The organism is Nocardiopsis alkaliphila YIM 80379, assembly GCF_000341005.1.
GTDB classification, from domain to species: Bacteria; Actinomycetota; Actinomycetes; order Streptosporangiales; family Streptosporangiaceae; genus Nocardiopsis; species Nocardiopsis alkaliphila.
This window is the reverse complement of record NZ_ANBD01000054.1, coordinates 1-24,564: the sequence shown is the minus strand read 5'-3', so window position 1 is coordinate 24,564 and position 24,564 is coordinate 1. Positions and strand designations below refer to the sequence as shown.

Below are 24,564 nucleotides of genomic sequence, written 5' to 3'. Positions count from 1 at the left end.
AAGACAATTAACAAGGGAGTGTAGTCAGCGACACCCAGCCGTACCCTCTGCGACCTGCGACGGGAGGGCGTGGCGTCTTGACACACCAGCGTTCGGGCCTACCCGCTCGAACGGAGGTTACTCACGATCGGACCGGTCGACGGTCAAGTGTGAGCTAGAACTCCAGGTTTCGGCGGCCTTCGAAGGCACGTCCGAGGGTGACCTCGTCGGCGTACTCCAGGTCACCGCCGACGGGCAGACCACTGGCCAGGCGGGTGACTTTCAGGCCCATGGGTTTGACCAGCCGCGCCAGATAGGTCGCGGTGGCCTCCCCTTCCAGGTTGGGGTCGGTCGCCAGGATCAGTTCGCTCACCTGGCCATCGGCCAGACGGGTCATGAGTTCCTTGACGCGCAGGTCGTCGGGGCCCACACCCTCGATGGGGCTGATGGCGCCCCCGAGCACGTGGTAGCGCCCCCGGAACTCACGGGTGCGTTCGATGGCGACCACGTCCTTGGACTCCTCCACGACACAGATGATCGCGGAGTCACGGCGGGTGTCACGACAGATACGGCACTCGGTTTCCTCGGCGACGTTGCCGCAGATCGAGCAGAAGCGGACCCGTTCCTTGACCTCGATGAGCGCGTTGACCAGGCGTTTGACGTCCGCGTGCTCTGCGGAGAGTAGGTGGAAGGCAATGCGTTGCGCGCTTTTCGGACCGACGCCGGGCAACCGCCCGAGTTCGTCGATCAGATTCTGAACCGCGCCTTCGTACATGCCTACCTACCTGGTCGAAACCGAACCCCTGGGTCCGGCGGGGCCACTGATGCCCCTCATTCCACCGTATCGGGGAGTGGCGACCCCTTCTGACAACGGACCCGAAACCGGCGGGTACCAGGGCGTGCCGCCCCTCCCAGGCAGCACGCCGAGGTTTCTCAGAAACCGGGCAGGCCGGGCATGCCACCACCGGGCATCCCCTCGGCCAGCGGCCCCATCTTCTCCTGCTGTAGACGCTCGACCTGTGCCTCGGCGTCACGGATGGCCGCCAATACCAGGTCCGCCACGGTCTGGGCGGTCTCCTCCGCGTCCGCGGGGTCGATGGCTTTGGGGTCCACGGTGATGTCCTCGACCTGGCCGCGTCCGCTCAGCTTGACCTTGACCAGGTCACCACCGGAGGTGCCCTCGACCTCGGCCTCCTCCAAGGCCTGCTGGGCCTGTACCAGTTGCTGCTGCATCTGCTGGGCCTGCTGGAGCAGGGCCTGCATGTCCATTCCGCCAGGGTTCACGGCCGTCTCCTCGCCGCACTCGTGGTGCTGGATGTCGCTGCTGGGTGTCACTTTCCTTGTGAGGGTAGTCGGTGCGGCCCCCGGATTCGGGCACTCATCAGGAGCACCCCACCGATCGACTGTTCCGTCCGATCCCCACTTCGCCGGATGACCCGGCCAAGGGCCTGCCTCGTGTGTTCGAGGCCGAGGAGGGACCGGGACACACGCTCACGTTCGGAGCACAGGCGGTCGTTGCGTGAGAGCGTCACCCGGTCGGCGAGGGACGGGCCGACCTGGTCTCGGGGGGCGACCCTACATCGCCCCCCGACCTGGCCGAGCGTGTCGCGGCCGGGACCTCCTGGGCAAGGAGCAGGGAGAAGGACTTCCACTACACGTCCGGGCCGCACGGCTACGTGGACCACCCCGCCCATGGGCAGGAGCCGTGGGGGAAGGATTTGGTGGCTCCGTTGACCTGATTTCACCAGCGAAGAAGCCGAAGAACAGCGCGAAGAGCACCATGGGTTGAAAAGATGGGTATCGAGCCCGAAGGGCTTCTCGGTGTCTTCACGCACCGGCTTCGACCAGCGACGACGATCAGGGGACTGAGAACGTGTTGACCGCAAGAGAACGCAACTCGGCATTGATCGAGGCGATAATCGCGGACGGCACACTGACGGACGCCGCACTCGTGGACGCGTTCCGCTCCGTGCCCCGGCACCTGTTCATCCCGGAGACGGGTGCACTGACCACACGCGGCGGCACGCTGAACACCGAGGGGAACTCGAATCGGTGGCTGACCGCCGTTCACGCCGACAACGCCATCACCACTCAGGTGGAGGGGGGAAGGGCTCCCAGACCGCGTGAGTCCGGTCGGAGCACCGCCACCTCCTACGGTTCGGCACCGACCGTACTGGCGCGGATGCTGGAACTGGCCGATCTCACCGATGGCCAACGGGTCTTGGAAGTGGGCACCGGCACGGGCTGGAACACCGCCCTGCTCGCCCATCGCCTGGGTGAGAGCCGGGTCGTTTCGGTGGAGATCGACGACCGCCTGCTGGAAGCGGCTCGCCGTGCGCTACGGAGTGCCGGCCTGGCACCCGCCACCCATCTGGCCGATGGTCACACCGGTCACCCGGAGGGCGCCCCCTATGACCGGATCATCAGCGCATGCGGGGTCCGTCGGGTTCCCCACTCTTGGCTGGGTCAATTGGCCGAGGGCGGAATCGTGGTGTGTCCGTGGGGGTTGCTGGAAAGCGCGGGCGTGCTGATGCGACTGGAACTCGGCTCGAAGGACTCGGCGGTGGGTCGATTCCACGAAGGTGTGGGGTTCGTACCACTGCGTACCCCGGGCCCGGTGTCGTCACCGGTGCACGACGCGGGCCAACAACCGGACGAGTACCGGCTCACCCAGACCGATCCGGTCTCTCCACTGTTGACCTTTCCCTCTGCCTTCGCCTTGTCGGTGATGGTGCCGGACTGGCGGATGCGACGGCGCTGGATCGGTACGGGCTCGGGGTTGTGGTTGTGTGATCACCAGGGGGCTTCCTGGGTGCGGATCTACCCCTATGGCACTTCGTGGATGGTGGAACAGGGCGGCCCGCGAAGCATTTGGGACGAGCTCGAGGAAGCCTTGGAACTCTGGGCGGAACTGGGCCGGCCGGAACCGGATCGGTTCGGTCTGGTGGTGGACCCGAAGGGCGATCAACGGGTGTGGTTGGACTCTCCGGACGAACGGTCCTGGCCGGTCGGGGCCCCTATCTGAGCCACCCCTGAACGGAAGCGGCGGACACCGCTCCCCATCACCGAAGCCCTCACGCGCGCGGCCCTCCTCGACGCCGCGGCCGAACCGCTGGGCGAGGCCGGTCACACCGGGCTGACTATAGGGGCCATCACCGCATGAGCGGTTGACCGGACCAGACCTTCAGGCGTTCCGGAAAAGACTCGGTTCGGCCCGCGAACCCGGAGAGATCTTCGCCGGCATCGATCCGGACCCGGCCGTGGAGATGCTCAATGGTCCCTTCCGCGACCGGTGACCACTGAGGACCGGGCCGACCGACCACGCGTACACGGACGCCTTGGGCGTGGCGGTCCTACGCGCGTCGCGGCCCTGGACCACGGGCCTCCTCACAGTTCTTCGCTGGGCGCCTCGTGTTCGATCTCCTCGATCAGCTTGCCGCCCAACTCGGTCTCGATGAGAAAGACACCGCCACCGGAGCCCGATGCCGGCGCGGTCGCACCGTTCGTGGCGGCCACGCCTGCGGGCGCGGAGTCGGAGGCCACGGCCCCGGGGGAGGGCTTTTCACCGGTCGCCGAGCCTACCGAGGCCGGCTTCTCGACCGTGGGGCCCTCGTTCCATCCGCCCCGTGGTCGTTGTTCCGAAGCCGACGCCGGAGCGGCGTGTTCCTCCGGAGGTGGGGCGGACGCGGCGTCCTCGTAGGGGTCCGGCGGCGGCTCCGGGCGATCACTGAGCAGCCGTTCCGGGGGTGGGCCCGCCGGGCGCGCGGGTTCGGGGGGCGCGGCCTGCGGTGCGGGTGCGCTCTGGCGGGGTGGAGCGTCCCAGCCGGAGGGTTCGGCCGGACGCGGTGCGGGCTGGGCACGGCGTGCCGGAGCCGGTCCGCCGGTACCTGCGGGAGCCACCCGCACCTCGACCCCCAGCACCTGCTGGATCGCCGCGGCGACGACCTGGTCACTGCCGCTGTTGCCGAATCCCTTGGCCTCGTTGGGTCGGTTGAAACCGAGCAGGACGGTGGCGCCCTCCACACCGACCGGCTGCACGTCGCCACCGTGCAACATCATCCAGGTGAAGCGGCGTCGGCCCTTGACCGCTTCCAGGATCTGGTGCCAGGCCCCCTGAAGCCGACCCAGGTCCACCGCCCCGCCACCGCCGTCGGGAGCCGATGCGGGAGCGTACTGCTGCTGGGCCGGTTGGGACCGAGAGGGTGTCGGAGCCTCCCACCCGGCGGGTTCGCTCCGAGGGGCGGGGCGCGGCGCGGGTTCGCCGGGTCGCATAGACGCGGGTGCCGTGGATCGCGCGGTGGGTGTCGAGGGCGTGGTGGAAGGTTGAGCGACCGGTACCGGAGCGGACTGCGCGGCCGGGGCCGGCCCGACCGGGGGCGGGCCCGCAGGCGTCGCGATCCCGGCGGCCAGTCGGCGCTCCATCTGCTCCAATCGGGCCAAGAGTGCGTTCTGGTCACCGTCGGTGGCGGGCAATAGGATCCGTGAGCACAGCAACTCGAGGAGCAGGCGTGGTGCGGTCGCGCCCCGCATCTCGGTCAGTCCCTGGTTGAGGACCTCAGCGGCCCGGGAGAGTTCGGCGGGCCCCAGCTTCGAGGCCTGTTCCTTCATCTGGTCCACCGACTCCGGAGAGACGTTGACCAAGCCCTTGTCGATGGCGTCCGGGACCGCGGCCAGCACCACCAGATCTCGGAAGCGTTCCAGCAGGTCGGTGGTGAATCGGCGAGGGTCGTGGCCACCTTCCACCACTCGGTCCACCAGACCGAACACGGCGGCGCCGTCCCGGGCCCCCAGAGCGTCGACCATCTCACCGAGCAGGCTGGAGTCGGTGTAGCCGAGCAGGGAGACGGCGCCCTCACGGGAGATGCCGCCCTCATCCGAACCGGCGATGAGCTGGTCCAGCACGGACAGGGTGTCCCGCGCCGAACCGGCGCCCGCACGCACCACCAGGGGCAGGGCGGCCGGGTCGTAGGGGACCCCCTCTTGTTCGAGGAGGTCTTCCATGAGCTCCTTGAGGGTGCTCGGCGGGATGAGCCGGAAGGGATAGTGGTGCGTTCGCGAGCGAATCGTGCCGATGACCTTCTCGGGTTCGGTGGTCGCGAACACGAACTTCAGGTGGGGTGGGGGCTCCTCGACGAGCTTGAGCAACGCGTTGAAACCCTCACGGGTCACCATGTGCGCCTCGTCGATGATGTAGATCTTGTAGCGCGAGTTGACCGGCGAGAAGAACGCGCGCTCCCGCAGGTCACGCGCGTCGTCCACACCACCGTGGGAAGCGGCGTCGATCTCGATGACGTCGATGCTGCCGCCACCGTCCGGGGCGAGCGCGACACAGGAGTCACAGGTACCGCACGGATCCGGTGTGGGACCCTCGGCGCAATTGAGGGAGCGCGCGAGGATGCGCGCGCTGGTGGTCTTGCCACAGCCGCGCGGTCCGCTGAAGAGGTAGGCGTGGTTGATGCGTCCGCTCCGCAACGCTTGGCGCAGCGGGTCGGTCACGTGTTCCTGGCCGCGCACCTCACCGAACGTCGCGGGACGATACTTGCGGTACAACGCGATACTCACGGTGTGATCACTCCCCTGGTCCCTGCCACGGTCCCATTCAACCCGTTGGAGGTGACAACTCGCACCGGGTCGCGAGAACCGGAAGGGGCGGATCCGGGGTGAGCACCCCGAAGACAACAAAGGACCCCCCGCGCACCCGCCAGAGCCCACTTATCCTTGCTGCCTTCCGGCCCTGGGGAGGTTCATAGGATGACGCCGCACGAGGGGTCTGTCTCCGAGTGTATCCGAATCGGGGACCTCTCCCGCAACCCGTGGACCCCTCCCCCATCGACCGCCGGAACCGGTCGAAGCACTCCTCACGAGCCTGTACAGTTGTCCGTGGAGGATTCGCCTAGTGGCCTAGGGCGCACGCTTGGAAAGCGTGTTGGGGGCAACCCCTCAAGGGTTCGAATCCCTTATCCTCCGCCACGGCTCACCAGCCGCAACGCAAGGCCCCGACCGCACACCGGTCGGGGCCTTCGTCGTTGGTGGTCTCGGTTCTGGTGCCGGCCGAGCGGTGCTCTGGTCCGCCCAGGCTTCGACAGCGCGTTCGAGTCGATGACCACGTCCACCGGTACCGGCCCTTCGGCGGCCATCAGGGGGCGTAGGCGCCGTTCGGCAACGGTGTTCCCGCCCAAGACGCGCCTTCCAGGAGGCGGCACGACCGAGGAACACGCGCCTTCACCCAACGCTGGGAACGCCGTGTCCCGCCCGCGGCACCACACCACGATGATCGGATTTCTTCCAGGGGTGGCCCTCGCAGGCTTTTGCAACTTGTTGCATAATGAAGGGAGGTCGGCCGGACACCGACCGAGAGGCACCGCACGAGGAGAAGCGATGAACGACTACCCCCACCTTCTGGAACCACTGGACCTGGGTTTCACCACCCTGAAGAACCGCGTGATCATGGGCTCCATGCACGTCGGTCTCGAGGAGGCCCCCAATGGTTTCGAGAGGATGGCCGCCTTCTACGCCGAACGTGCCCGCGGTGGCGTCGGCCTGATCGTCACCGGCGGCATCGCGCCCAACCCCGAGGGCGCCACCTTCAGCGGCAGCGCCAAGCTCACCACCGATGAAGAGGTCGCCGAGCACCGCCTCATCACCGAGGCCGTGCACCGTGAGGGTGGTCGGATCGCGATGCAGATCCTGCACACCGGCCGCTACGCCTTCAGCGAGGAATCCGTCTCCGCCAGCGCGATCCAGGCGCCGATCAGCCCCTTCGTGCCGCACGCGCTCACCGAGGAGGAGATCGAGCGCACCATCGAGGACTTCGCCCGTTGCGCCGAACTCGCCCAGCGCGCCGGCTACGACGGCGTCGAGGTCATGGGCTCCGAGGGCTACCTCATCAATCAGTTCATCGCCCCCGCCACCAATAAGCGCGAGGACCGCTGGGGCGGCTCCTTCGAGAACAGGATCCGTCTGCCCCTGGAGATCCTCCACCGGGTCCGTGAGCGGGTGGGCACCGACTTCATCCTCATCTATCGTTTGTCCATGCTGGACCTGGTCCCCGATGGCTCCACCTTCGACGAGGTCGTCGAACTCGGCCGTCGGGTNGGGGGGGGGCCCGCCGGTACCGACATCATCAACACCGGCATCGGCTGGCACGAGGCCCGCGTGCCCACCATCGCCACGTCCGTTCCGCGCGGCGCCTACACCTGGATCACCGAGCGCCTCAAGAAGGAACTGTCCGTCCCGCTGGTGGCGGTCAACCGCATCAACACCCCCGAGGTCGCCGAACGCATCATCGCCGACGGCCAGGCCGACATGGTCTCCCTCGCCCGCCCGATGCTGGCCGACGCCGACTTCGTCGCCAAGGCCGCGGCGGGCGTCCCCGAAGAGATCAACACCTGCATCGGCTGCAACCAGGCCTGCCTGGACCACACCTTCAGCCTCAAGATCACCTCCTGTCTGGTGAACCCACGCGCCTGCCACGAGACCGAACTCGTGCTGTCCCCCACCAAGACCCGCAAGAACGTCGCCGTGGTCGGCGCCGGCCCGGCCGGACTCGCCTTCTCGGTCTCGGCCGCGAGCATCGGCCACAGCGTCACCTTGTTCGACGCCGCCGCCGAGATCGGTGGACAGCTCAACATGGCCCGTCGCGTGCCCGGCAAGGAGGAGTTCGACGAGACCCTCCGCTACTACCGCGTGCAGCTGGACAAGCACGGCGTGGACGTACGTCTGAACACCCCGGTCACCGCCGTCGACCTGGCGGGCTACGACGAGGTGGTCATCGCGACCGGCGTCACCCCGCGCACTCCCCGGATCCCCGGGGTCGACCACCCCAGCGTGGTCGGCTACGTGGATGTTCTGCGTGGTGGCGCCGAGGTCGGCGAGAAGGTCGCGATCATCGGTGCCGGCGGCATCGGATTCGACGTCGCCGAGTTCCTCACCGACACCGGTGAGGAGGCGAGCCAGGCCCCGGAGGTTTTCTTCCGGCAGTGGGGAGTGGATCTCGACTACGAGGAACGTGGTGGTCTGCGCGCCCCCGAGCGCATCGCCCCGCCCCGCAAGGTACACCTGTTGCAGCGCAAGACCAGCAAGGTCGGCAAGGATCTGGGCAAGACCACCGGCTGGATCCACCGCTTGGAGCTGCGGCACCGGGGTGTGGAGATGATCGCCGGCGCCGAGTACCGCAGGATCGACGATGAGGGTCTGCACCTGACCGTGGACGGCGAGGATCGCGTGCTCGACGTCGACACCATCGTGCTGTGCGCGGGCCAGGACCCACGCCGGGACCTGGCGGACGCCCTCATCACCGCCGGACGCACCGTGCACGTGATCGGTGGCGCCGACGTGGCCGCCGAACTCGACGCCAAGCGCGCCATCAAGCAGGGAACCGAGCTCGCCGCGGCCCTGTGAACCCCTCGGCCGCGGACCCGCCCGGTCCGCGGCCACCCCTTCCTAGAATGCGCTCATGTCCCTGCCCCACGCGATCCTCACCGCCCTGCTGGAGAAGCCTTCCTCCGGCCTGGAACTGACCAGGCGCTTCGACCGCTCCATCGGGTACTTCTGGTCCGCCACCCACCAGCAGATCTACCGAGAGCTGGGCAAGTTGGAAAAGTCCGAGCTCATCCGTGTCCTACCGGCCGCGTCTCCCACCCGGGGGCAACGCAAGGAATACGAGGTGCTGGCCGCGGGCCGCGACGAGCTGGAGCGTTGGGTGACCGAGCGTGAGGAACCCCGATCTCCACGAGACCCACTGATGTTGCGCCTGCGCGCCACCGGGGTGGTGGGGTTGGACGCCGACTTCGTGGCGGAGCTGCGTCGGCATCGAAGGCTGCACTCCGAACGGCTCGACCAATACCGCGAGTTCCAGCGACGCGACGCGGCCCGGGACCAGGGAAGTGAGCGTGATCGGGTCCAAGGGCTGGTGCTCCAGGGAGGTATCGACCTGGAGCTGTTCTGGGTGAACTGGCTGGATCGGGCCATCGCGGAACTGGAGGACACCGGTGGCCACGAATGAAAGAACCGCCCCCGGCGAATAGCCGGGGGCGGTTGGTGGCGGTGGAGGAGGGATTTGAACCCTCGAAGGGTTGCCCCTTACCCGCTTTCGAGGCGGGCGCCATCGGCCACTAGGCGACTCCACCGAGAGAAACTCTACCGGATACGGCGCCGTGCGAAAAACCGAGTGAGCAACTCCGAGCATCTTTCGGCCACGTTCTCACTGATCAGATCAGGCGGAATGACTTCGGGACAGTGGTTCTGCCGAGGGTCTCGGATCAGGTCCCAGCAGGATCCAGCAGCGCCCGCCTTGGCATCACGCGCCCCATAGACCACTCGGTCCACTCGGGAGAGCATGGCGGCCCCGGCGCACATCACACAGGGTTCCAGGGTGACCACCAGGGTGCAGCCGCTCAAGCGCCACTCCCCGCCCGCCCGAGCGGCCTCACGGAGTGCCAGCACCTCGGCGTGCGCGGTGGGGTCACCGGTGGCCTCACGCTCGTTGTGGCCGCGTCCCAGCACCGTCCCATCCGGGCCCAGAACGACCGCGCCGACCGGAACGTCGTCGGACTCCAGAGCGAGCTCGGCCTCGGACAAAGCCTCGAGCATCGCCCCGTCGAGCAGAGCGCGGTCGAACTCGGAAGGGTCCTCGATCACAGGCGCATCGCGTCGAGGAGTTCGGCGAAACCGGAGCGTTCGGCCACCAGCGCCAGGACGTCGCCGGGCAACACACCGCCGCCCACGGACAGGGACCGCAGTTCCTCCGCGGGCACGCCGAAGTCGGTGAGCAGGTCGTCGTCTCCGTCGGGTCTGGGGTCCGGCCGGGTGCCGGCGCTCTCGGCGGGAAGCGGGGACCCCAGGCCACCGGCCTCGGACAACACCTCGGCGACCGGATGGTCGTGGACGACCCGACCATCGGAGAGGTAGACCCGCGGATCGGTGCCGGTCTCGTCCACACGAACCACGGCGAACCATTCGTCGTCGGCTTCGACGAGGAGAAGGGCCATGTCGCTGTCCCACTCCGTGCCGAGATCGAGCATGAGGTCGGTGACGTCATCGATGGCCTCCACGTCACCGAGATCGACCTCGGCTCCTCGCCAGGTCCCGCCGTTGAGGGCGAAGACAGCTGCGAAGGTCGACACGGCACCCTCCCGTCTCTCCTGGTCGTTTCGGGGGCGTCCTTACCCCATCCCATCGAGGACACGCTGAAAGGCCTGAGCGAATCCAAGCCTTTCGGACACACTGGCCAATACCTCGTCCGGGTACAGGTCCAGGTCACCGGCCAAGGCGCCCAACTCCATCTCGTCCAGTCCCAGATCCGCCACGACGGACAGGTCACCGGCGGGAAGTACCTGGTCGAGGTCGTCATCGTCGGGAAGGTCGATGTCCAGGTGATCGAGGACGTCCCGAGCCACCTGCCAATCCACCGAGGCGGTCACGTCGGACAGGAAGAGGGAGACCTCCTCCCCGTACACCCGGACGATGATGAAGAAGTCGTCGCCGACGGACACCAACCCGAGGGAGCCGCTGATACTCGGTTGTTGACGCAGAGCATGAATCAGACCCTTGAGGTCGTGTGTCAGCGCGGCGGGAAGAAGGTCGACATCCCAGTACTCCTCTTCCCTATACGCGACGGCCGCGAAGTCACCCGAGTCGTCGTCACCATGATCGAGCACTGCCATCGTCACTCCAACCCGGACGGTGTATCGGTGCGGACGAGAGGACCCGGCTCGTCCGTGCGAGTGCCATGGTAACGATCACTCACACCTCGCAGCCGTCGCTCATCCGCCAAGGACCGGACCCACGTTCTCACGAGAGGCGCCTCCCCCGCGCCCCGAGCGTCCTCCCAGGCGACCTCATCACCCTTTCCGAACGCGATGGGCCACGTTCGGATCACGTCTTTTCGGGGTCTTGGCGCCCCGGCTCCAGTGATACGCGCGGTTAGACTCAAGGCGCCCCTCCGCCCATCCACCTTCCTGTTATCCCAGCTCACCCGGAGAACGTTTTGGAAACCCTGGTCGTCGATCACCCGTTGGTCGCGCACAAACTGACCACCCTGCGCGACGTGCGGACCGACTCCCCCACCTTCCGGAGATTGACCGACGAGCTGGTGACCCTGCTCGCATACGAGGCGACACGGGACGTTCGAGTGACAGAGGTCACCTTCCAGACCCCACTCGTCCAGACCACCGGAACCCAGCTCTCACGTCCCACTCCGTTGGTCGTTCCGATCCTGCGCGCGGGGCTCGGCATGCTCGACGGCATGACCCGTTTGCTGCCCACCGCGGAGGTCGGCTTCCTGGGCATGGCACGCGATGAGCAGACCCTCCAACCGGCGACCTACGCCGACCGTCTTCCCCAAGACCTGTCCGGTCGCCAGTGCTACGTGCTGGACCCGATGCTGGCCACCGGTGGGACCCTGGCCGCCGCGTTGAAGCTGCTGGTCGAACGGGGCGCCGACCACATCACCGCGATCTGCCTGCTGGCGGCCCCCGAGGGCCTGACCGCGGTGGAGCACAAACTGAGCCAGACCCTTCCCCAGGACCACGGGGCCACACTGCGCGTGGTGACCGCCGCGGTGGACGAGCGGCTCGACGAGAACGGCTTCATCCTGCCCGGGCTGGGGGACGCGGGTGACCGCCTCTACGGCTGCTCCTGAGACCTCCCGAGAAGGACGAAGGGCCTGAAGCCGGAACCCACGGCGGCTCTGAGCGACCAACCGGATCACCGATTGGTCGCTTTTTCGGTTCTTTTGCGGTCAGCATGAATGAACGTCCGAAAACCGGGCATTGGACCCCCACGACCACACCCGCACGAGTGTCGCCCCAGGTCGAACCCGCTCGGCCGACACCGAGAAGACACGGTGCTGCATTAGCCGAATTCATTTCGAGATTGGAACGTAACAGATTAGGGCGATCATAGTTCCTGACCACCCGTAACAGGACCGATCCACCAACCGAAACAGTCCCCCAGGGACTACACCACCGACCTCCGAACGCTGCCGCCCATTTCGGGAGCGGTGTTCAGGCGACCCCCCGGAAACTACGCATAGCCTCCGCGCGCGTACACCCCGTACCGATCTCCACCCGCAGCCCAGAAGGAGCGAGATGCCCGAGAACCCCTCTCTCTCGACCACCCAGGCCGCCGGCGACCCCCACTTCAGCCCCGTGATCAGTCGTCTGCTCTCGGAGTTCTCGCACGTCCACCACTCTTCCACCATCTCCCGTTGCGTGGACGCGGCTCGCCACGGTGCCCAGGACGTGACCGGACGGGCCACTCCGGACCTCGTGGAACGGATCGCCCGTCAGCACCTCCAGGTCTTGGCCCTGGCCTTCGCCGAACGTCGCTGAACCCGCCGATGCGTTTCGGCCCTGCACAACCCCCCACTTCGGAAGACCGGGATCCGACATCATCGTGGTGTCGGAAAACCCTCCTCCCGGAATCCGGTCCCGGCATGCACCACTGATAGGCCCGCCCACAACACACCGATCACCTCACCCCGCCGCACCTGACCTGCGGTGGAGGGAAAACCTTTCTGGTCCGCCTTTCACAGGGTTAACAACAGCACCGGAACCGGACACAACCCGCAAGTGTCGAACCTCCGACATACCGCCACGCCGAGGGTGCGCCTCAGGCTTTACGGGCATGATGGTCGATGCAAGAATCACTGCTGGGTTGGTGGGTCAGGTGGATTCCAAGGGGAGTCAGTCGTGGCGAAGTTGAAAAAATGGGGCGGCTACGCGCTCATCGCTTTCGTGGCTTTTTATCTGCTCACGCAGCCGGAAAGCGCGGCCGGGGTGATCCAGAGCGCCCTGGGCGGCCTGATGGGCGGTGCGGAGTCGATGTCCCGCTTCGTCAACGCGTTGTTGCCATAGGCACGAGAGAGCGGGTGCCATGAAGCTCGTAGCGTCCAGCAACGCGGCACCGGCGTCGGTCAACCGCTATCTCCTGCCCCATGAGCAGGATGTGGTGACCATTCGCCGGCACCCCGCGGTCCTCATCGGACCGGTGGCGGTGGTGTTGGTGGCACTGATCCTCGCCGGGGTCCTGAGCAGAACGATCGGCAGCGGCCCGAACGGGGGCACGGTCCTGGCCATCATCTGGTGGCTCTGGTTGCTGGTCCTGGTGTGGTTCGTCTGGCGGGTCGCGGAGTGGTCGGTGGACTACTTCGTCATCACGTCGGCGCGGTTGTTGCTGACTCAAGGACTGATCACCCGACAGGTGAACATGATGCCCTTGGGCAAGGTGACGGACATGCGGTTCGAGCGCACCCTGCTCGGCAGGTTCCTCGGTTACGGCACCTTCGTCATGGAATCCGCGGGTCAGGATCAGGCACTCAGCAAGATCGCCTTCATTCCCTACCCCGAACAGCTCTATCTCGAGGTCGTGGGACTGATCTTCAAGGAGTGACCGCACGGCACCCGAGGTGACAGTCATCCGGAAGCACCCGTCCGAGCGACGGGTGCTTCTTCGTCTCCGGGCCGAGGTTCGGGTGTGCCTCGTGGGGCAGGAGTCGGTTACCGGTTTGTTCATCTTATGTTCACCTTGGCTGTTCAACCCCTGAAAAAGCCTGGTCGGCAAGCACCACGACTCGAGCCTGCTTGACCAAAGGTGAACAGATGGTTAACATGAGTCATCACTCAAGGAAACGAGGAGGGCTCCATGGCACGTTGGACCGACCCCGCGCCGCGCCCCTCTCGTCCGTTGACCACTCGTCGGCGCACTCGATCCGCTGCCGAGAGCCGCCGCCTGGCCGGCCTGGCTCCTCAGCCCACGCAGGTCCCACGACCTCGCGAGCACGCCGACGCGATCACTTCGGAGCACCCGATCATGCACTGGGTTCTGATCACCGACGAGAACGGCCGCACGCGCCCCGAGGCACGCTGGCTCTGAACGAGCCCCCTCGGATCGACGCACGGGAAGGGCCATCCGCGCACCGCGGGTGGCCCTTTCGCATGCCTCCGCCGACCGCCGAATCGCTTTGTCGATAAATCGGTAAGACCATAAATCTGGTTACAGTCAACCGAATCGTGAGCACCCATCTCAGTATCAAGCGATCCTGGTCTCACGGAAACTCACTTGACCTCTTCTGAGACGAGACGTAGCATCTGGCGCATGAGGCTCTACTTCCACCTGTAACCGCATCGGGCACCCACGTTCCGAGCACATCGCGTTCATCGATGCACGCGGCTCCGTCGGTGTCCCTGTTTCGCGGCAAGGGGAAGTCATCGCCCACTTACGGCGACCACCTTCTTTCGGACAGCAGTTCATTCGTGCACCAATGTCCGAAAACGGATCTTCTCCTGACGCGGCCCACTTTTCGGCCCACAAGCACACAGGAGGACTCCGTGTTCGGAGCACGCCACCGCCGCCACTCCCAACTCACCCTTGGCGAGGTCACCAAGCGGTACGGGGACCACACGGTCCTGGACCGGGTCACCTTCACCATCGCACCAGGCGAACGTGTCGGTGTGATCGGTGACAACGGATCCGGCAAGAGCACGCTCCTGCGTCTACTCGCCGGCGAAGAACATCCCGACAACGGGGAACTCACCGTCCAGGCCCCCGGCGGCATCGGCTACCTGCCCCAGACCCTGGACGGGGTGTCTGGCGGCCTCCCCTGCGGCACCGTGGGCGACGCGATCGACTCCGCTCTAGGGCACCTGCGTCGATTGGAGAAACGCATCCACGACACCGAAGCCGAGCTCGGCACTGCGGGGTCTGAGGAGATGAACGTCTACGGCGAACTGGTCGCCGAGTTCGAGGCACGAGGAGGTTACGACGCAGACGCCCGTGTGGACGTCGGATTGCACGGACTCGGTCTGTCCTCCCTGGACAGGAATCGTCCACTGCGGTCCCTGTCCGGAGGAGAACTTTCACGGTTGGCCTTGGCCGCCACCCTGGCCGCGTCCCCCGAACTTCTCCTCCTGGACGAACCCACCAACGACCTCGACGACCGAGCGGTCGCCTGGTTGGAACAACGCCTCCGTGAACACGACGGCACCGTCATCGCGGTCACCCACGACCGCTCCTTCCTCGCGAACGTGACCGACACCGTTTTGGAGGTGGCCATCGACACCCGGCGAATCCATCGGTACGGCAACGGATACGACGGCTTCCTCATCGCCAGGAAGGCCGCTCGGGACCGATGGCACCGTGAGTACGAGGAATGGAAACAGGAGTTGGACCGACAGCGACGGCTCGTGGCCAACAACGCCCAACGGCTGAACGCGATCCCTCGCAAGATGGAGAAGGCGGCCTTCGGACACGGCGCCTTCAAAATGCGCGGGGCGGCCCACGGCACCATGGGCCGGATCCGCAATGCCAAGGAGAGGGAGCAGCGCCTGATCGAGAACCCGGTGCCGCCACCACCGGTTCCGCTCCAACTATCCGCGAAGTTCGTCGGTACCCGGAACGAGAGCGAGGCTCCGGCAGCCGAAATCGAGCGAATTCGGGTGGGACGGCGACTGTGCGTTCCCTTCCTTCGGATCCTTCGGGGCGAACGTGTACTGGTCACCGGACCGAACGGGGCGGGCAAGAGCACACTGCTCCAGCTTCTTTCCGGTGATCTCCTCCCCGACCTGGGCACTGTCTCCGTGCCGGGCCGGGTCGGGTCACTGCGTCAACATGACCCGATTCCCCACCCTGAGTGGACCGTCCTGCGTGCCTACTCCTCGGGCCGTCCAGGCCACCCTGAGGAGTACCGGGACGAGCTCGCCTCACTCGGACTGCTCCGGACCGGGGAACTCGACCGGACCGTGGGCTCCCTCTCCGTGGGACAACGACGACGGATCGAGGTGGCCCGACTGACCTCGGACGCTCACGACCTGCTGCTGTTGGACGAGCCCACCAACCATCTCTCTCCCGGCCTGGTGGAAGAACTGGAGGAGGCGCTCTCCCGATACACCGGAGCCTTGGTGGTCGTGACCCACGATCGCCGCATGCGCGAGCGCTTCCTCGGACGACATCTGCTGCTGGAGGAGGGATCGGTGATCGGCGACAAGTCGACGAATCGCTTTGTCGACATTCCGGCTCGCACATAAGTCGCCTTATGTACTGACCGATACAACGGGACATGACCGAGGCGGCCACGTCCCGTACTCACGAGGCCCTGGTCTATCCAGGTGCCATGTCGACGAAGCGACTGTAGTGACCCTGGAAGGCCACGGTCACATCGGCGGTCGGACCGTTACGGTGCTTGGCCACGATGATGTCGGCTTCGCCGGCGCGCGGCGATTCCTTGTCGTGCACGTCCTCGCGGTAGAGCAGGATGACCATGTCCGCGTCTTGTTCGATGGATCCGGACTCGCGAAGGTCCGACACCTGGGGCCGCTTGTCGGTGCGCTGTTCGGGACCACGGTTGAGCTGGGAAAGCGCCACCACGGGCACCTCGAGCTCCTTGGCCAACAGCTTGAGCGAACGCGACATCTCGGAGACCTCCTGCTGACGACTCTCCACCCGGCCGGGTGAACTCATCAGCTGGAGGTAGTCGACGATCACGAGCTTGAGGTCGTGTTGTTGCTTGAGCCGCCGACACTTGGCCCGGATCTCCATCATCGACATGTTGGGCGAGTCGTCGATGAACAGCGGCGCACTCGCCACCTCACCCATGCGTCTGGCCAGACGGGCCCAGTCGTCGTCGGTCATCAGACCCGAGCGCATGGTGTGCAGCGGCACTCGTGCCTCAGCGGAGAGCAGACGCATGACGATCTCGTTGCGCCCCATCTCCAGGCTGAAGAAAACGGACGTCATCTCGTGCTTGATGGACGCGGCCCGCGCGAAATCCAAGGCCAGGGTGGATTTTCCAACGGCGGGCCTGGCTGCGATGATGACCATCTGTCCCGGGTGGAGACCATTGGTGAGGGCGTCGAAGTCGGCGAATCCGGTGGGGACCCCGGTCATACTGCCGTCGTTGGCGCCGATCGCCTCGATCTCGTCCAAGGCACCGGGCATGATGTCACCGAGGATCACGTAGTCCTCACCGGTGCGCTTCTCCGCGACCTTGTAGATCTCCGCCTGGGCGTGGTCGACCAGGTCATCGACCTCCCCGTCACCGGAGTACCCGATCTGCGCGATACGGGTGCCCACCTCGACCAGGCGACGCAGAACCGCACGGTCGGAGACGATCTTGGCGTAGTAGCCGGCATTGGCCGCCGTCGGGATCGCCTCGGTGAGGGTGTGCAGGTACGGAGCACCACCGACCCGGGCGGCCTCGCCGCGCTTGGTCAGTTCCGCGTTGACCGAGATGGCGTCGACCGGTTCTCCCCGGGAGAAGAGGTCGACCACGCTCTCGTAGATGATCTGGTGCGCGGGGCGGTAGAAGTCCGCGGAACGGATGATCTCGACGACCTGGCTGATGGCGTCCTTGGACAGGAGCATGCCGCCCAGAACACTCTGCTCCGCTTGAATGTCGTGCGGTGGGGTGCGCTCGTACCCGCCCTCTTCAGGTGGTTGCTCAGCGACACTCACGAACTACTCCCCACACAGGCCGCGTGCGCCGATCCGGATCGGACCGACCCTTCCAGGATGCCCCATCCGAGAGACGAGAGGGCACCGGGCGGGGCCCTGTGGGGACGCCTTTACCATCACATCCCGAGCTCCGTGGGGCATTGTGCACAGAGGTTATGCACATCACCTGTGGATAACTTTGCCACTAGTCCCGCATACCCGACTTGAACTGGGAAAACGCAAGCCTTGGCCAAGACGTGCCAGATGTCTCACCAAGAGGCTTTCCACAGGTTATCCACAGGCTCCGATGGGCCTGTGGATAACTTCACAGCCCCATCGAACTCCTGTCCGGTACTGTGGCTTGGTCATGGCCACTCTCCTCTCGGCTGCCCCCTTCCGGCACCGCCACGATCGCGAGATCTTCGCCCTCGCCATTCCCACCTTCTTCGCCCTCATCGCCGAACCGCTCTTCCTGCTCACCGACACCGCGATCGTTGGTAGCCTCGGGACCCAGGCACTCGGCGGACTCGGAGTCGCCGGGCAGGTCCTACTGACCCTGGCCGCGGTGTGCATCTTCCTCGCCTACGGAACCACCGCGGCGGTGGCCCGCAAGTTCGGTGCGAACGACATCCCCGGCGGCGTACGCGACGGTGTGGACGGTCTGTGGTTGGCGTCCCTGCTGGGCATCGCCGCGATCGGTATCGGCTGGCCGCTGGGCCCGTGGATGATCGACCTCCTCGGCGCCTCACCGGAGGTCGCCCCCTACGCGCTCACCTACCTGCGAATCAGCCTGCTCAGTACCCCGTTCCTACTGATCATCATGGCCGGGACCGGGGTCTTGCGCGGCCTCCAGGATGCCCGCACCCCGCTAGTGGTCGCGGTCGCCTCCTACATCGGCAACGCGGTGTTGTGCGCTACCTTCGTCCTGGTCCTGGACTGGGGCATCGCCGGTTCGGCCTGGTCGACCGTGCTCGCCCAGGGCGCCGGAGCCTTCTGGTACGTGGCCACCATCACTCGCGCGGCCCGTCGTGAAGGTGTCTCCCTGAAACCGAGTGTGGCCGGCCTGCGTTCCTCCGCTTCGGCCGGGTTCGCACTGTTCCTGCGCAGCGTGTCCATGCGAGTCGTGGCATTGGTGACCACGGCGGTGGCCGCGCGTCTGGGCGACGAATCGATCGCCGCACACCAGGTGAGCCACAACATCTGGGCCCTGTTGGTGTTCGCCATGGACGCCATCGCCATCGCCGGCCAGTCGATCGTGGGCCGTTACCTGGGTGCCGGAGATGTTCGTGGTACCAAGGAGGCCACCCGTCGCATGGTCGAATGGGGGGTGCTGGCCGGATCCGTGTTCACGCTCCTGGTGTTCCTGGTGTTGCCGTGGGCGCACGTGCCTTTCACCTCGGATCCCACGGTGGCCGTGTTGATCACGGCCTCACTCGTGGTCGTGGCGGTGATACAACCGCTCAGCGGCGTGACCATGGTGCTCGACGGCGTCCTCATGGGTGCCGGGGACCAGCGCTACCTGGCCTGGGCCTCACTGTGGACGATGCTGGCCTTCCTACCGTTCGCCTTGGTCCTGCCCTACCTGGCCGCGTCCCAGGTATGGGGACTGGTGGGGCTTTGGCTCGCCTTCTCCGTGTGGATCCTGGCTCGGGCCCTCACCCTCGGGCTCCGGGCCCGAGGTACCGCCTGGCTCGTCACCGGCGCCACCCGCCCCTGAAGGGCCAGAACGAACACGCTCACACGGACGTGTCCAGGTCCCCGACCGCAGGACCGTGGTAGAAGGTGGCGACACGTTCGCCCCGGGGCACCTCGGGGTAGCTCGGCAGTTCTTCGATGGTGAGTTCCCGTCCGGCGAAGTGGCTCAGGTGGCTGAGTTGGTCACGCAGTCTGCCTCCCACGTTGTCGCGGAGCTTCGGGAGCATCGAGTAGAGCTTGTCGCCCGGACAGTTGGTGGCGTTGTAGTCGCGGTGGCCCACGATCGCCTTCTGGGGATCCAGTCGGTACACCAGGCACAGCCACGCACAAGTCTGCACCAGGGAGGACATCAACTCCTGGGGCGGATCCTCGGAACTATAGGTTCCCTCGTTCTCGATACCGATGGCGTGCGCGTTGTGGTCGGCGGTGTGCGCACCCAAGACGTGTCCACCTTCCCCGGTGGCCTGGAGGGACCTATCGCGGCCCTCCATGATGTGCCCGCCTCGGCTGATGGTGAACTGCTGGCCGGTGTCGCTCCAACCGTTGCTGTCCATGTGGTAACGCTGAATGGATCGTGACAGGGCGGCGGCGTGACCGGTGGATCTGTCGGACACGTTGCCGGTCGCGGTGTGATGGATGACGATGTGCGTCGGCCCCTTGGCCAAGACCTGGATCGGGCTCTTGGGCGCTCGCGCCTTCCAGTCGGCCCTGGTGTACACCTTGGGTATGGCGGAGGCCAAGGCCCGATCCCCGGACGAAACCCCCAGGGCGCCACCGAGCAGCACTCCCCCTGCGGCGAGCACCGCCCCTCTCAACATCGCCCTACGGTCCATCGCCCTGGGGTGCTCGATCTCGGATCGTCTCTCAACGGACATCGGTATGCTGTCCTCCCCGTACGGAGCTCCGCGGAAAGCGGTGCGACACAGAGAACACGATAAATTACAAAGGGTAATCAAAGGGTGTTTTTCGCCGCTCCGGCGTGTTCATGGGACAGCAAGAACCCCGCCCCTTGAGAAGGGACGGGGTTCTCAGGACCGCGGATGAGCGTCGGCTAGGAACCGACGACCTCCAGCTTGATCGTCGAGACGACCTCGGGGTGCAGGCGGACCTGAACCTTGTGGTCACCGACGGACTTGATCGGGTTCTTGATCTCGATCCGGCGCTTGTCCAGCTCGGGACCACCAGCGGCCTTGACGGCCTCGACGATGTCCCCGGGCGTGACCGAACCGAACAGACGGCCACCCTCGCCGGCGCGCTGCTTGAGCCGCACGGTCAGGGCGCTGACCCGGCCGCCGACCTGCTGGGCCTCGTCCAAGGTACGGATGTCACGCGCCTTGCGGGCACGCTGGATCAGGTCGATCTGCTTCTGACCACCACGAGTCCACCGAATGGCGAACCCACGGGGCAGCAGGTAGTTGCGACCGTAACCGTTCTTCACCTCGACGACATCGCCGGGGGCTCCGAGACCGTTGACCTCGTGGGTCAAAATCAGCTTCACGACAAAAACCTCCCTCGGATATCGCCGCTAGCGAGCGGTGCTGGTGTAGGGCAGTAGGGCCACCTCGCGCGCGTTCTTGATCGCGGTCGCGACGTCGCGCTGGTGCTGGGTGCAGTTGCCGGTCACCCGACGAGCACGGATCTTGCCACGCTCGGAGATGAACTTACGGAGAAGCGTGGTGTCCTTGTAGTCGATGTAGGACTGCTTCTCCTGGCAGAAGAGGCAAACCTTCTTCTTAGGCTTGCGCGCTGCCGGCTTAGCCATCGTGGTGCTCCTTCGCAAGAGCCCCGGGGTCCTCCCGGGGATGGGCTGGGACATTGAAGGGATGACGCGGCGCCGTTCTCGGCGCCGTGTCGGGTGTTACATGGGGTGTGGCGTCGGCTAGAACGGGGGCTCGTCGGAGAAACCTCCGCCGCCACCACCGAAACCGCCACCACCGCCGTTGGTCGCCCAGGGGTCCTCGGCACCAGGACCGCTACGACCACCCTGGCCGCCCTGCGGACCGCCGAAACCGCCGCCCTGGTTCCCGTAGCCGCCACCCTGTTGGGGCTGACCGCCACCGAAACCGCCGCCACCGCCGAAGCCGCCACCACCCTGACGCTGCGTCTTCGTCACCTTCGCGGTGGCGCTACGCAGGGCCGGGCCGACCTCCTCGACGTCGATCTCGAAGACGGTGCGCTTCTCGCCCTCGCGGGTCTCGTAGGAGCGCTGCTTCAGGCGGCCCTGCACGATGACGCGCATACCACGCTGAAGGCTCTCCGCGACGTTCTCCGCGTACTGCCGCCAGACACTGCAGGTGAGGAACATGGACTCGCCGTCCTTCCACTCCCCCGACTGACGGTCGAAGGTGCGGGGCGTCGAGGCCACACGGAAGCTGGCGACCGCGGCTCCACTGTTCGTGAAGCGCAGTTCAGGGTCGTCGACGAGGTTGCCGACGAGCGTGATCTGGGTTTCGCCTGCCATGGATCGGCTCCCGTTCGAGATAGTTCGGATCAGGCGGTTACGCCTGGTCCCCGCATCATCCTCGTCACCTAGGACAAAAACGAACGACGGGGAACAGGGGGTCGGGCACCGGAGCGCCTAGTGAACCTCGGGACGCAGAACCTTGGTGCGCAGCACGGCCTCGGCGAGACCGAGCTGACGGTCGAGCTCCTTGACCGTCTCGGGCTTGGCGGTCAGGTCGATGACCGCGTAGATGCCCTCGGAGTTCTTCTCGATCTCGTAGGCGAGACGACGCTTGCCCCAGATCTCCGTCTTCTCGACCGAGCCGCCGTCGTTGCGGACGACGCCCAGGAAGTTCTCCAGCGACGGAGCGACGGTGCGCTCGTCGAGGTTCGGGTCGAGGATGACCATGATTTCGTAACGACGCATCGGCGTACGTTCCTCCTCTGGACTGTTGCGGCCATGGAATCTCCATGGCAGGAGGGCAGGAGCCCGGGGGGCATGGGGCCCGGTCGGACCGGGGTGCACCACACGGGCTCTGAGCCATACGGGAGTCAAGGCTACCAGCAGCCCGGTACCACTGGTGCTGGCTTCTGCGAGGTCCGAACGCACGACGACCAGGCGGATTCCAACCTCGAACACACGAGTGGGGCGGGTGCCCGAGGATGAATCCTTCGGCACCCGCCCCACGAACCGGCGCGGCCTCACAACCCGCTCAGCCCCGTATCACTCCCTGGGCCTGATCAAGCTGTTGTTGTTGCCCTGGTTCTGCTGGTCGCCGTCGGTCGGAGGACCACCGGGAAGCTCCGGCTCGCCCTCGTCGTCGCAGTGCGGCGGCCTGAAGAAGTCACGATCGCACTCGTCCGGCTGCTCGCTCTCCTCGTCCCGGTCGCAGTCGGGGTCCCAGGGCGGGCAGTCGCCGGGTTCCTCCTCCAGCTCACAGTTGGGGTCACGCGGATCACACTCGGTCTCGGTGGGCTCCTCGGTGGGCTCCTCGGTGGGCTCCTCTTCCTCCGGGGATTCACTCGGAGTGGGGGTGGGCAGGAAGCTCTGGTCCTCACCGACCCACTGCGGGGCGGGGAACTGCTGGTGTTCTTTGCCCTCCATGGCGATCTCCATGAAGGCCTTCCAGACCTTCGCCGAGGTGGTGCCACCGTAGACGTCCCCGAAGGCGGGGCCGAAGTCGAGGGGGTCGCTCTGGGCCCGGCTCAGGCCCACCGCGGTCGACAACTGCGGCGTGTAACCCACGAACCAGGCAGAGACTGCGTTGGAGGAGGTACCGGTCTTACCCGCCACCGGTCGGCCGTCGGCCAAGGCGGCGTTGCCGGCGCCCCCCTCCAGAACGGCCTGCTGCATGGCGTAGGTGGCGTCGGCGGCGACCCCTTCACTGAGGACCTCCGTCCCGGCCTCGAGCTGCTCCGCGTCGTCCGGGGTGATCACCTCACCATCAGCGGTCTGGACCTCGGTGACCATGTGGGCGGGGAAGTGCCGTCCCTTCGCGGCGAAGGTGGCGTAGCCGCTGGCCATGTCGAGCGCGTTCACCTGGTGGGTGCCCAGAGCGATCAGCGGACCGACCGTGGAGGTGGTCTGACGGTCCGGGTGCACGCCCATCTCGACCGCGAGCTCGTCGACCCGGGTCTCCCCGACTCGGATCGCCAGGTCCACGAAGCTGGTGTTGACCGAGTCGGCGGTGGACTGGATGAGGTCCACATCGCCATAGTCGACCTCACCGGAGTTGATCACCGGGCTGGCCAGTCCGGGGAACTCCAGACCGCTGTCACCGTTGAACCGGCTGTTCAGGCCGATACCGTCCGACAGCGCACGGGCCAGTACGTAGGGCTTGTAGGCCGAACCCGCCTGGGTCTGGTGGACCAGGGAGTTGTTGATGACCTCGGCGACGTTGGGACCACCGTTGAAGGCGATGATGCGCCCCGTGCTCGGTTCGACCGCGGTCAGCCCGTGCATGGTGTCCTCGGCCGCCGCCTCGGGGAGGACGTTGAAGGCCTCCTCCGCCGCCACCATCAGTTCCGGGTCCAAGGAGGTCTTGATGGTCAGACCCTTGGTCGCGATGTCCGCGCCGGTGACGTTGGAACCCTCGTAGCGCCGCTCGACCTCGTTGATCACCGCCTGGCGGACGTATCCCAGCTTGGGGTCGTCGGCCGCCGCCTCCGGGTTGTACTCGATGGTCTCGGGGATCTCCAGAGCCTTGGCCTCTGCCTCGGGCAGACCGCGTTCCCCGTCGGTCTCCTCGTACATCTGGGCCAGCTGGTTCTGGACGTAGGGCCAGCGCTCGTCGTTGAGGTAGGTCTCGGTCCAGGAGCCCTCTTCGGGGTTCTCGAAGTTGCTGGGCATCTGGATGATCAGCCCCAGATAGGCGCCCTCGGCCTCGTCCAGCTCGCTCACGCTCTTGCCGAAGTACTCCTGGGCGGCCATCTCGATACCGGAGGCGCCGCGGCCGAAGTAGATCGTGTTGAGGTAGGTGGTGAGGATCTCGTCGTGGCTCAGCTGCTGGTTCAGCTTGATCGCGATGAAGATCTCGCGGATCTTGCGGGTCAGCGGTTCCTCGCCTTGGAGGTCGCTGTAGTAGTTACGGGCCATCTGCTGGGTGATGGTCGAGCCACCGCCGGCCTCACCCCGGGACAACAGGGCGCGACCGATACCCATGATGTTGATGCCCGGGTCCTCGTAGAAGGTGCGTTGCTCGGCCGCGAGCACGCCGTTGACCACGGGTTCGGGGATCTCCTCCCGGGTGACGGCGACACGCTTGACGTCACCGGTGGTGAGGGCGAGTTCTTCCTCACCCTCTTCACCCGCCCAGTAGATCTGGGTGGCCGAGACGGTCTGCTCCGCGTTCTCCTGCAGGTCGTCCTCGTCGGGGGCCATGGCGTACAGGATCGCGAAGGCGGCCACGCCACCGATGATCATCAGACCGCAAAAGGCCAGCGCCGGCTTCCATGCCTTGGCCAGGAACCGCTTGAACCACGAACGATCGTCGGGTTCCTCCGCACGGGAACGACGAC

Annotated in this window: 24 protein-coding genes, 2 tRNA genes and 1 other RNA gene; 12 read left to right on the top strand and 15 right to left on the bottom strand. The window is 66.3% G+C overall.

Translation table 11 applies throughout. The annotated features are described in order from the left end of the window. Window positions 1–154: 154 nt before the first annotated feature. Window positions 155–754: a recombination mediator RecR gene (gene recR, locus D472_RS0108560; RefSeq protein ID WP_017604071.1), complete on the bottom strand. Its 600-nt coding sequence runs from the start codon at window positions 752–754 to the stop codon at window positions 155–157. Window positions 755–912: 158 nt separating this feature from the next. Next, window positions 913–1,248, bottom strand: a complete 336-nt coding sequence (locus D472_RS0108555) for a YbaB/EbfC family nucleoid-associated protein (protein WP_026117509.1) — start codon at window positions 1,246–1,248, stop codon at window positions 913–915. Window positions 1,249–1,855: 607 nt separating this feature from the next. Between D472_RS0108555 and D472_RS0108545 the strand changes: the two genes are divergently transcribed. After that, a complete protein-coding gene (locus D472_RS0108545; protein ID WP_026117508.1) occupies window positions 1,856–3,004 on the top strand; it encodes a methyltransferase domain-containing protein in 1,149 nt (382 codons plus the stop codon). A 142-nt stretch (window positions 3,005–3,146) separates the two neighbouring features. Further along, a complete protein-coding gene (locus D472_RS29015; RefSeq protein WP_017604067.1) occupies window positions 3,147–3,275 on the top strand; it encodes a hypothetical protein in 129 nt (42 codons plus the stop codon). 91 nt (window positions 3,276–3,366) lie between these two features. On the opposite strand, the gene D472_RS0108535 is transcribed toward D472_RS29015, so the two are convergent. Together D472_RS0108535 and ffs are read right to left on the bottom strand one after the other, a co-directional pair. Continuing rightward, entirely contained in the window at window positions 3,367–5,541 is a 2,175-nt protein-coding gene (locus D472_RS0108535) for a DNA polymerase III subunit gamma and tau (RefSeq protein ID WP_017604066.1), read from the bottom strand. 116 nt (window positions 5,542–5,657) lie between these two features. After that, an RNA gene (gene ffs / locus D472_RS27490) (signal recognition particle sRNA small type) lies at window positions 5,658–5,753 on the bottom strand. A 108-nt stretch (window positions 5,754–5,861) separates the two neighbouring features. Between ffs and D472_RS0108530 the strand changes: the two genes are divergently transcribed. From D472_RS0108530 to D472_RS0108520, 3 genes are all read left to right on the top strand, one after another. Beyond that, window positions 5,862–5,949: transfer RNA gene (locus D472_RS0108530), tRNA-Ser, on the top strand. A 408-nt stretch (window positions 5,950–6,357) separates the two neighbouring features. Continuing rightward, window positions 6,358–8,379, top strand: coding sequence for an NADPH-dependent 2,4-dienoyl-CoA reductase (locus tag D472_RS0108525; RefSeq protein ID WP_017604065.1), 2,022 nt, complete (start codon window positions 6,358–6,360; stop codon window positions 8,377–8,379). A 55-nt stretch (window positions 8,380–8,434) separates the two neighbouring features. Next, on the top strand, window positions 8,435–8,983 hold the full coding sequence (locus D472_RS0108520) for a PadR family transcriptional regulator (RefSeq protein WP_017604064.1): 549 nt from the start codon (window positions 8,435–8,437) through the stop codon (window positions 8,981–8,983). Window positions 8,984–9,019: 36 nt separating this feature from the next. On the opposite strand, the gene D472_RS0108515 is transcribed toward D472_RS0108520, so the two are convergent. The 4 genes from D472_RS0108515 to D472_RS0108500 all read right to left on the bottom strand — a co-directional run bounded on the left by D472_RS0108515 (window position 9,020) and on the right by D472_RS0108500 (window position 10,643). Further along, a tRNA-Ser gene (locus D472_RS0108515) sits at window positions 9,020–9,107 on the bottom strand. Window positions 9,108–9,117: 10 nt separating this feature from the next. After that, window positions 9,118–9,570, bottom strand: coding sequence for a nucleoside deaminase (locus tag D472_RS0108510; RefSeq protein ID WP_033303426.1), 453 nt, complete (start codon window positions 9,568–9,570; stop codon window positions 9,118–9,120). A 44-nt stretch (window positions 9,571–9,614) separates the two neighbouring features. Further along, complete coding sequence (locus D472_RS0108505; RefSeq protein WP_017604062.1) at window positions 9,615–10,103, bottom strand: tRNA adenosine deaminase-associated protein; 489 nt, start codon at window positions 10,101–10,103, stop codon at window positions 9,615–9,617. Between the two features lie 39 nt (window positions 10,104–10,142). Further along, on the bottom strand, window positions 10,143–10,643 hold the full coding sequence (locus D472_RS0108500) for a tRNA adenosine deaminase-associated protein (protein ID WP_033303417.1): 501 nt from the start codon (window positions 10,641–10,643) through the stop codon (window positions 10,143–10,145). Between the two features lie 323 nt (window positions 10,644–10,966). On the opposite strand from D472_RS0108500, the gene upp reads away from it, so the two are divergent. The 6 genes from upp (at window position 10,967) to abc-f (ending at window position 16,004) form a co-directional block, all read left to right on the top strand. Next, window positions 10,967–11,620 (top strand): uracil phosphoribosyltransferase, encoded by a 654-nt coding sequence (upp, locus tag D472_RS0108495; RefSeq protein ID WP_017604060.1) that lies wholly within the window; start codon window positions 10,967–10,969, stop codon window positions 11,618–11,620. A gap of 448 nt (window positions 11,621–12,068) precedes the next feature. Beyond that, on the top strand, window positions 12,069–12,311 hold the full coding sequence (locus D472_RS0108490) for a hypothetical protein (RefSeq protein ID WP_017604059.1): 243 nt from the start codon (window positions 12,069–12,071) through the stop codon (window positions 12,309–12,311). A 360-nt stretch (window positions 12,312–12,671) separates the two neighbouring features. Continuing rightward, window positions 12,672–12,836 carry a hypothetical protein gene (locus D472_RS28605; protein ID WP_017604058.1) on the top strand — a complete coding sequence of 55 codons (165 nt, stop codon included), beginning with the start codon at window positions 12,672–12,674 and terminating at the stop codon, window positions 12,834–12,836. Window positions 12,837–12,855: 19 nt separating this feature from the next. Next, complete coding sequence (locus D472_RS0108480) at window positions 12,856–13,371, top strand: PH domain-containing protein (RefSeq protein WP_017604057.1); 516 nt, start codon at window positions 12,856–12,858, stop codon at window positions 13,369–13,371. Window positions 13,372–13,623: 252 nt separating this feature from the next. Beyond that, entirely contained in the window at window positions 13,624–13,854 is a 231-nt protein-coding gene (locus D472_RS0108475; protein ID WP_017604056.1) for a hypothetical protein, read from the top strand. 455 nt (window positions 13,855–14,309) lie between these two features. Next, window positions 14,310–16,004 carry a ribosomal protection-like ABC-F family protein gene (gene abc-f / locus D472_RS0108470; RefSeq protein ID WP_017604055.1) on the top strand — a complete coding sequence of 565 codons (1,695 nt, stop codon included), beginning with the start codon at window positions 14,310–14,312 and terminating at the stop codon, window positions 16,002–16,004. Window positions 16,005–16,077: 73 nt separating this feature from the next. Here the strand turns inward: abc-f and dnaB are convergent, their stop codons facing one another. Then, window positions 16,078–17,430, bottom strand: coding sequence for a replicative DNA helicase (gene dnaB / locus D472_RS0108465; protein ID WP_017604054.1), 1,353 nt, complete (start codon window positions 17,428–17,430; stop codon window positions 16,078–16,080). A 346-nt stretch (window positions 17,431–17,776) separates the two neighbouring features. Between dnaB and D472_RS0108460 the strand changes: the two genes are divergently transcribed. Then, complete coding sequence (locus tag D472_RS0108460) at window positions 17,777–19,126, top strand: MATE family efflux transporter (protein WP_017604053.1); 1,350 nt, start codon at window positions 17,777–17,779, stop codon at window positions 19,124–19,126. A gap of 19 nt (window positions 19,127–19,145) precedes the next feature. Here the strand turns inward: D472_RS0108460 and D472_RS0108455 are convergent, their stop codons facing one another. The 6 genes from D472_RS0108455 to D472_RS25070 all read right to left on the bottom strand — a co-directional run. Further along, entirely contained in the window at window positions 19,146–19,979 is an 834-nt protein-coding gene (locus D472_RS0108455) for a peptidoglycan recognition protein family protein (protein ID WP_017604052.1), read from the bottom strand. 176 nt (window positions 19,980–20,155) lie between these two features. Beyond that, a complete protein-coding gene (gene rplI / locus D472_RS0108450) occupies window positions 20,156–20,602 on the bottom strand; it encodes a 50S ribosomal protein L9 (protein WP_017604051.1) in 447 nt (148 codons plus the stop codon). A 27-nt stretch (window positions 20,603–20,629) separates the two neighbouring features. After that, a complete protein-coding gene (rpsR, locus tag D472_RS0108445) occupies window positions 20,630–20,866 on the bottom strand; it encodes a 30S ribosomal protein S18 (protein WP_013155832.1) in 237 nt (78 codons plus the stop codon). 117 nt (window positions 20,867–20,983) lie between these two features. Beyond that, the gene (locus tag D472_RS0108440) at window positions 20,984–21,565 is read right to left on the bottom strand and encodes a single-stranded DNA-binding protein (protein ID WP_017604050.1); all 582 of its coding nucleotides are present in this window, start codon (window positions 21,563–21,565) and stop codon (window positions 20,984–20,986) included. A gap of 117 nt (window positions 21,566–21,682) precedes the next feature. Beyond that, the gene (gene rpsF, locus D472_RS0108435) at window positions 21,683–21,973 is read right to left on the bottom strand and encodes a 30S ribosomal protein S6 (RefSeq protein WP_017604049.1); all 291 of its coding nucleotides are present in this window, start codon (window positions 21,971–21,973) and stop codon (window positions 21,683–21,685) included. A 297-nt stretch (window positions 21,974–22,270) separates the two neighbouring features. Continuing rightward, the coding region (locus tag D472_RS25070) for a transglycosylase domain-containing protein (RefSeq protein WP_017604048.1) at window positions 22,271–24,564 on the bottom strand (2,294 nt) is incomplete at its 5' end.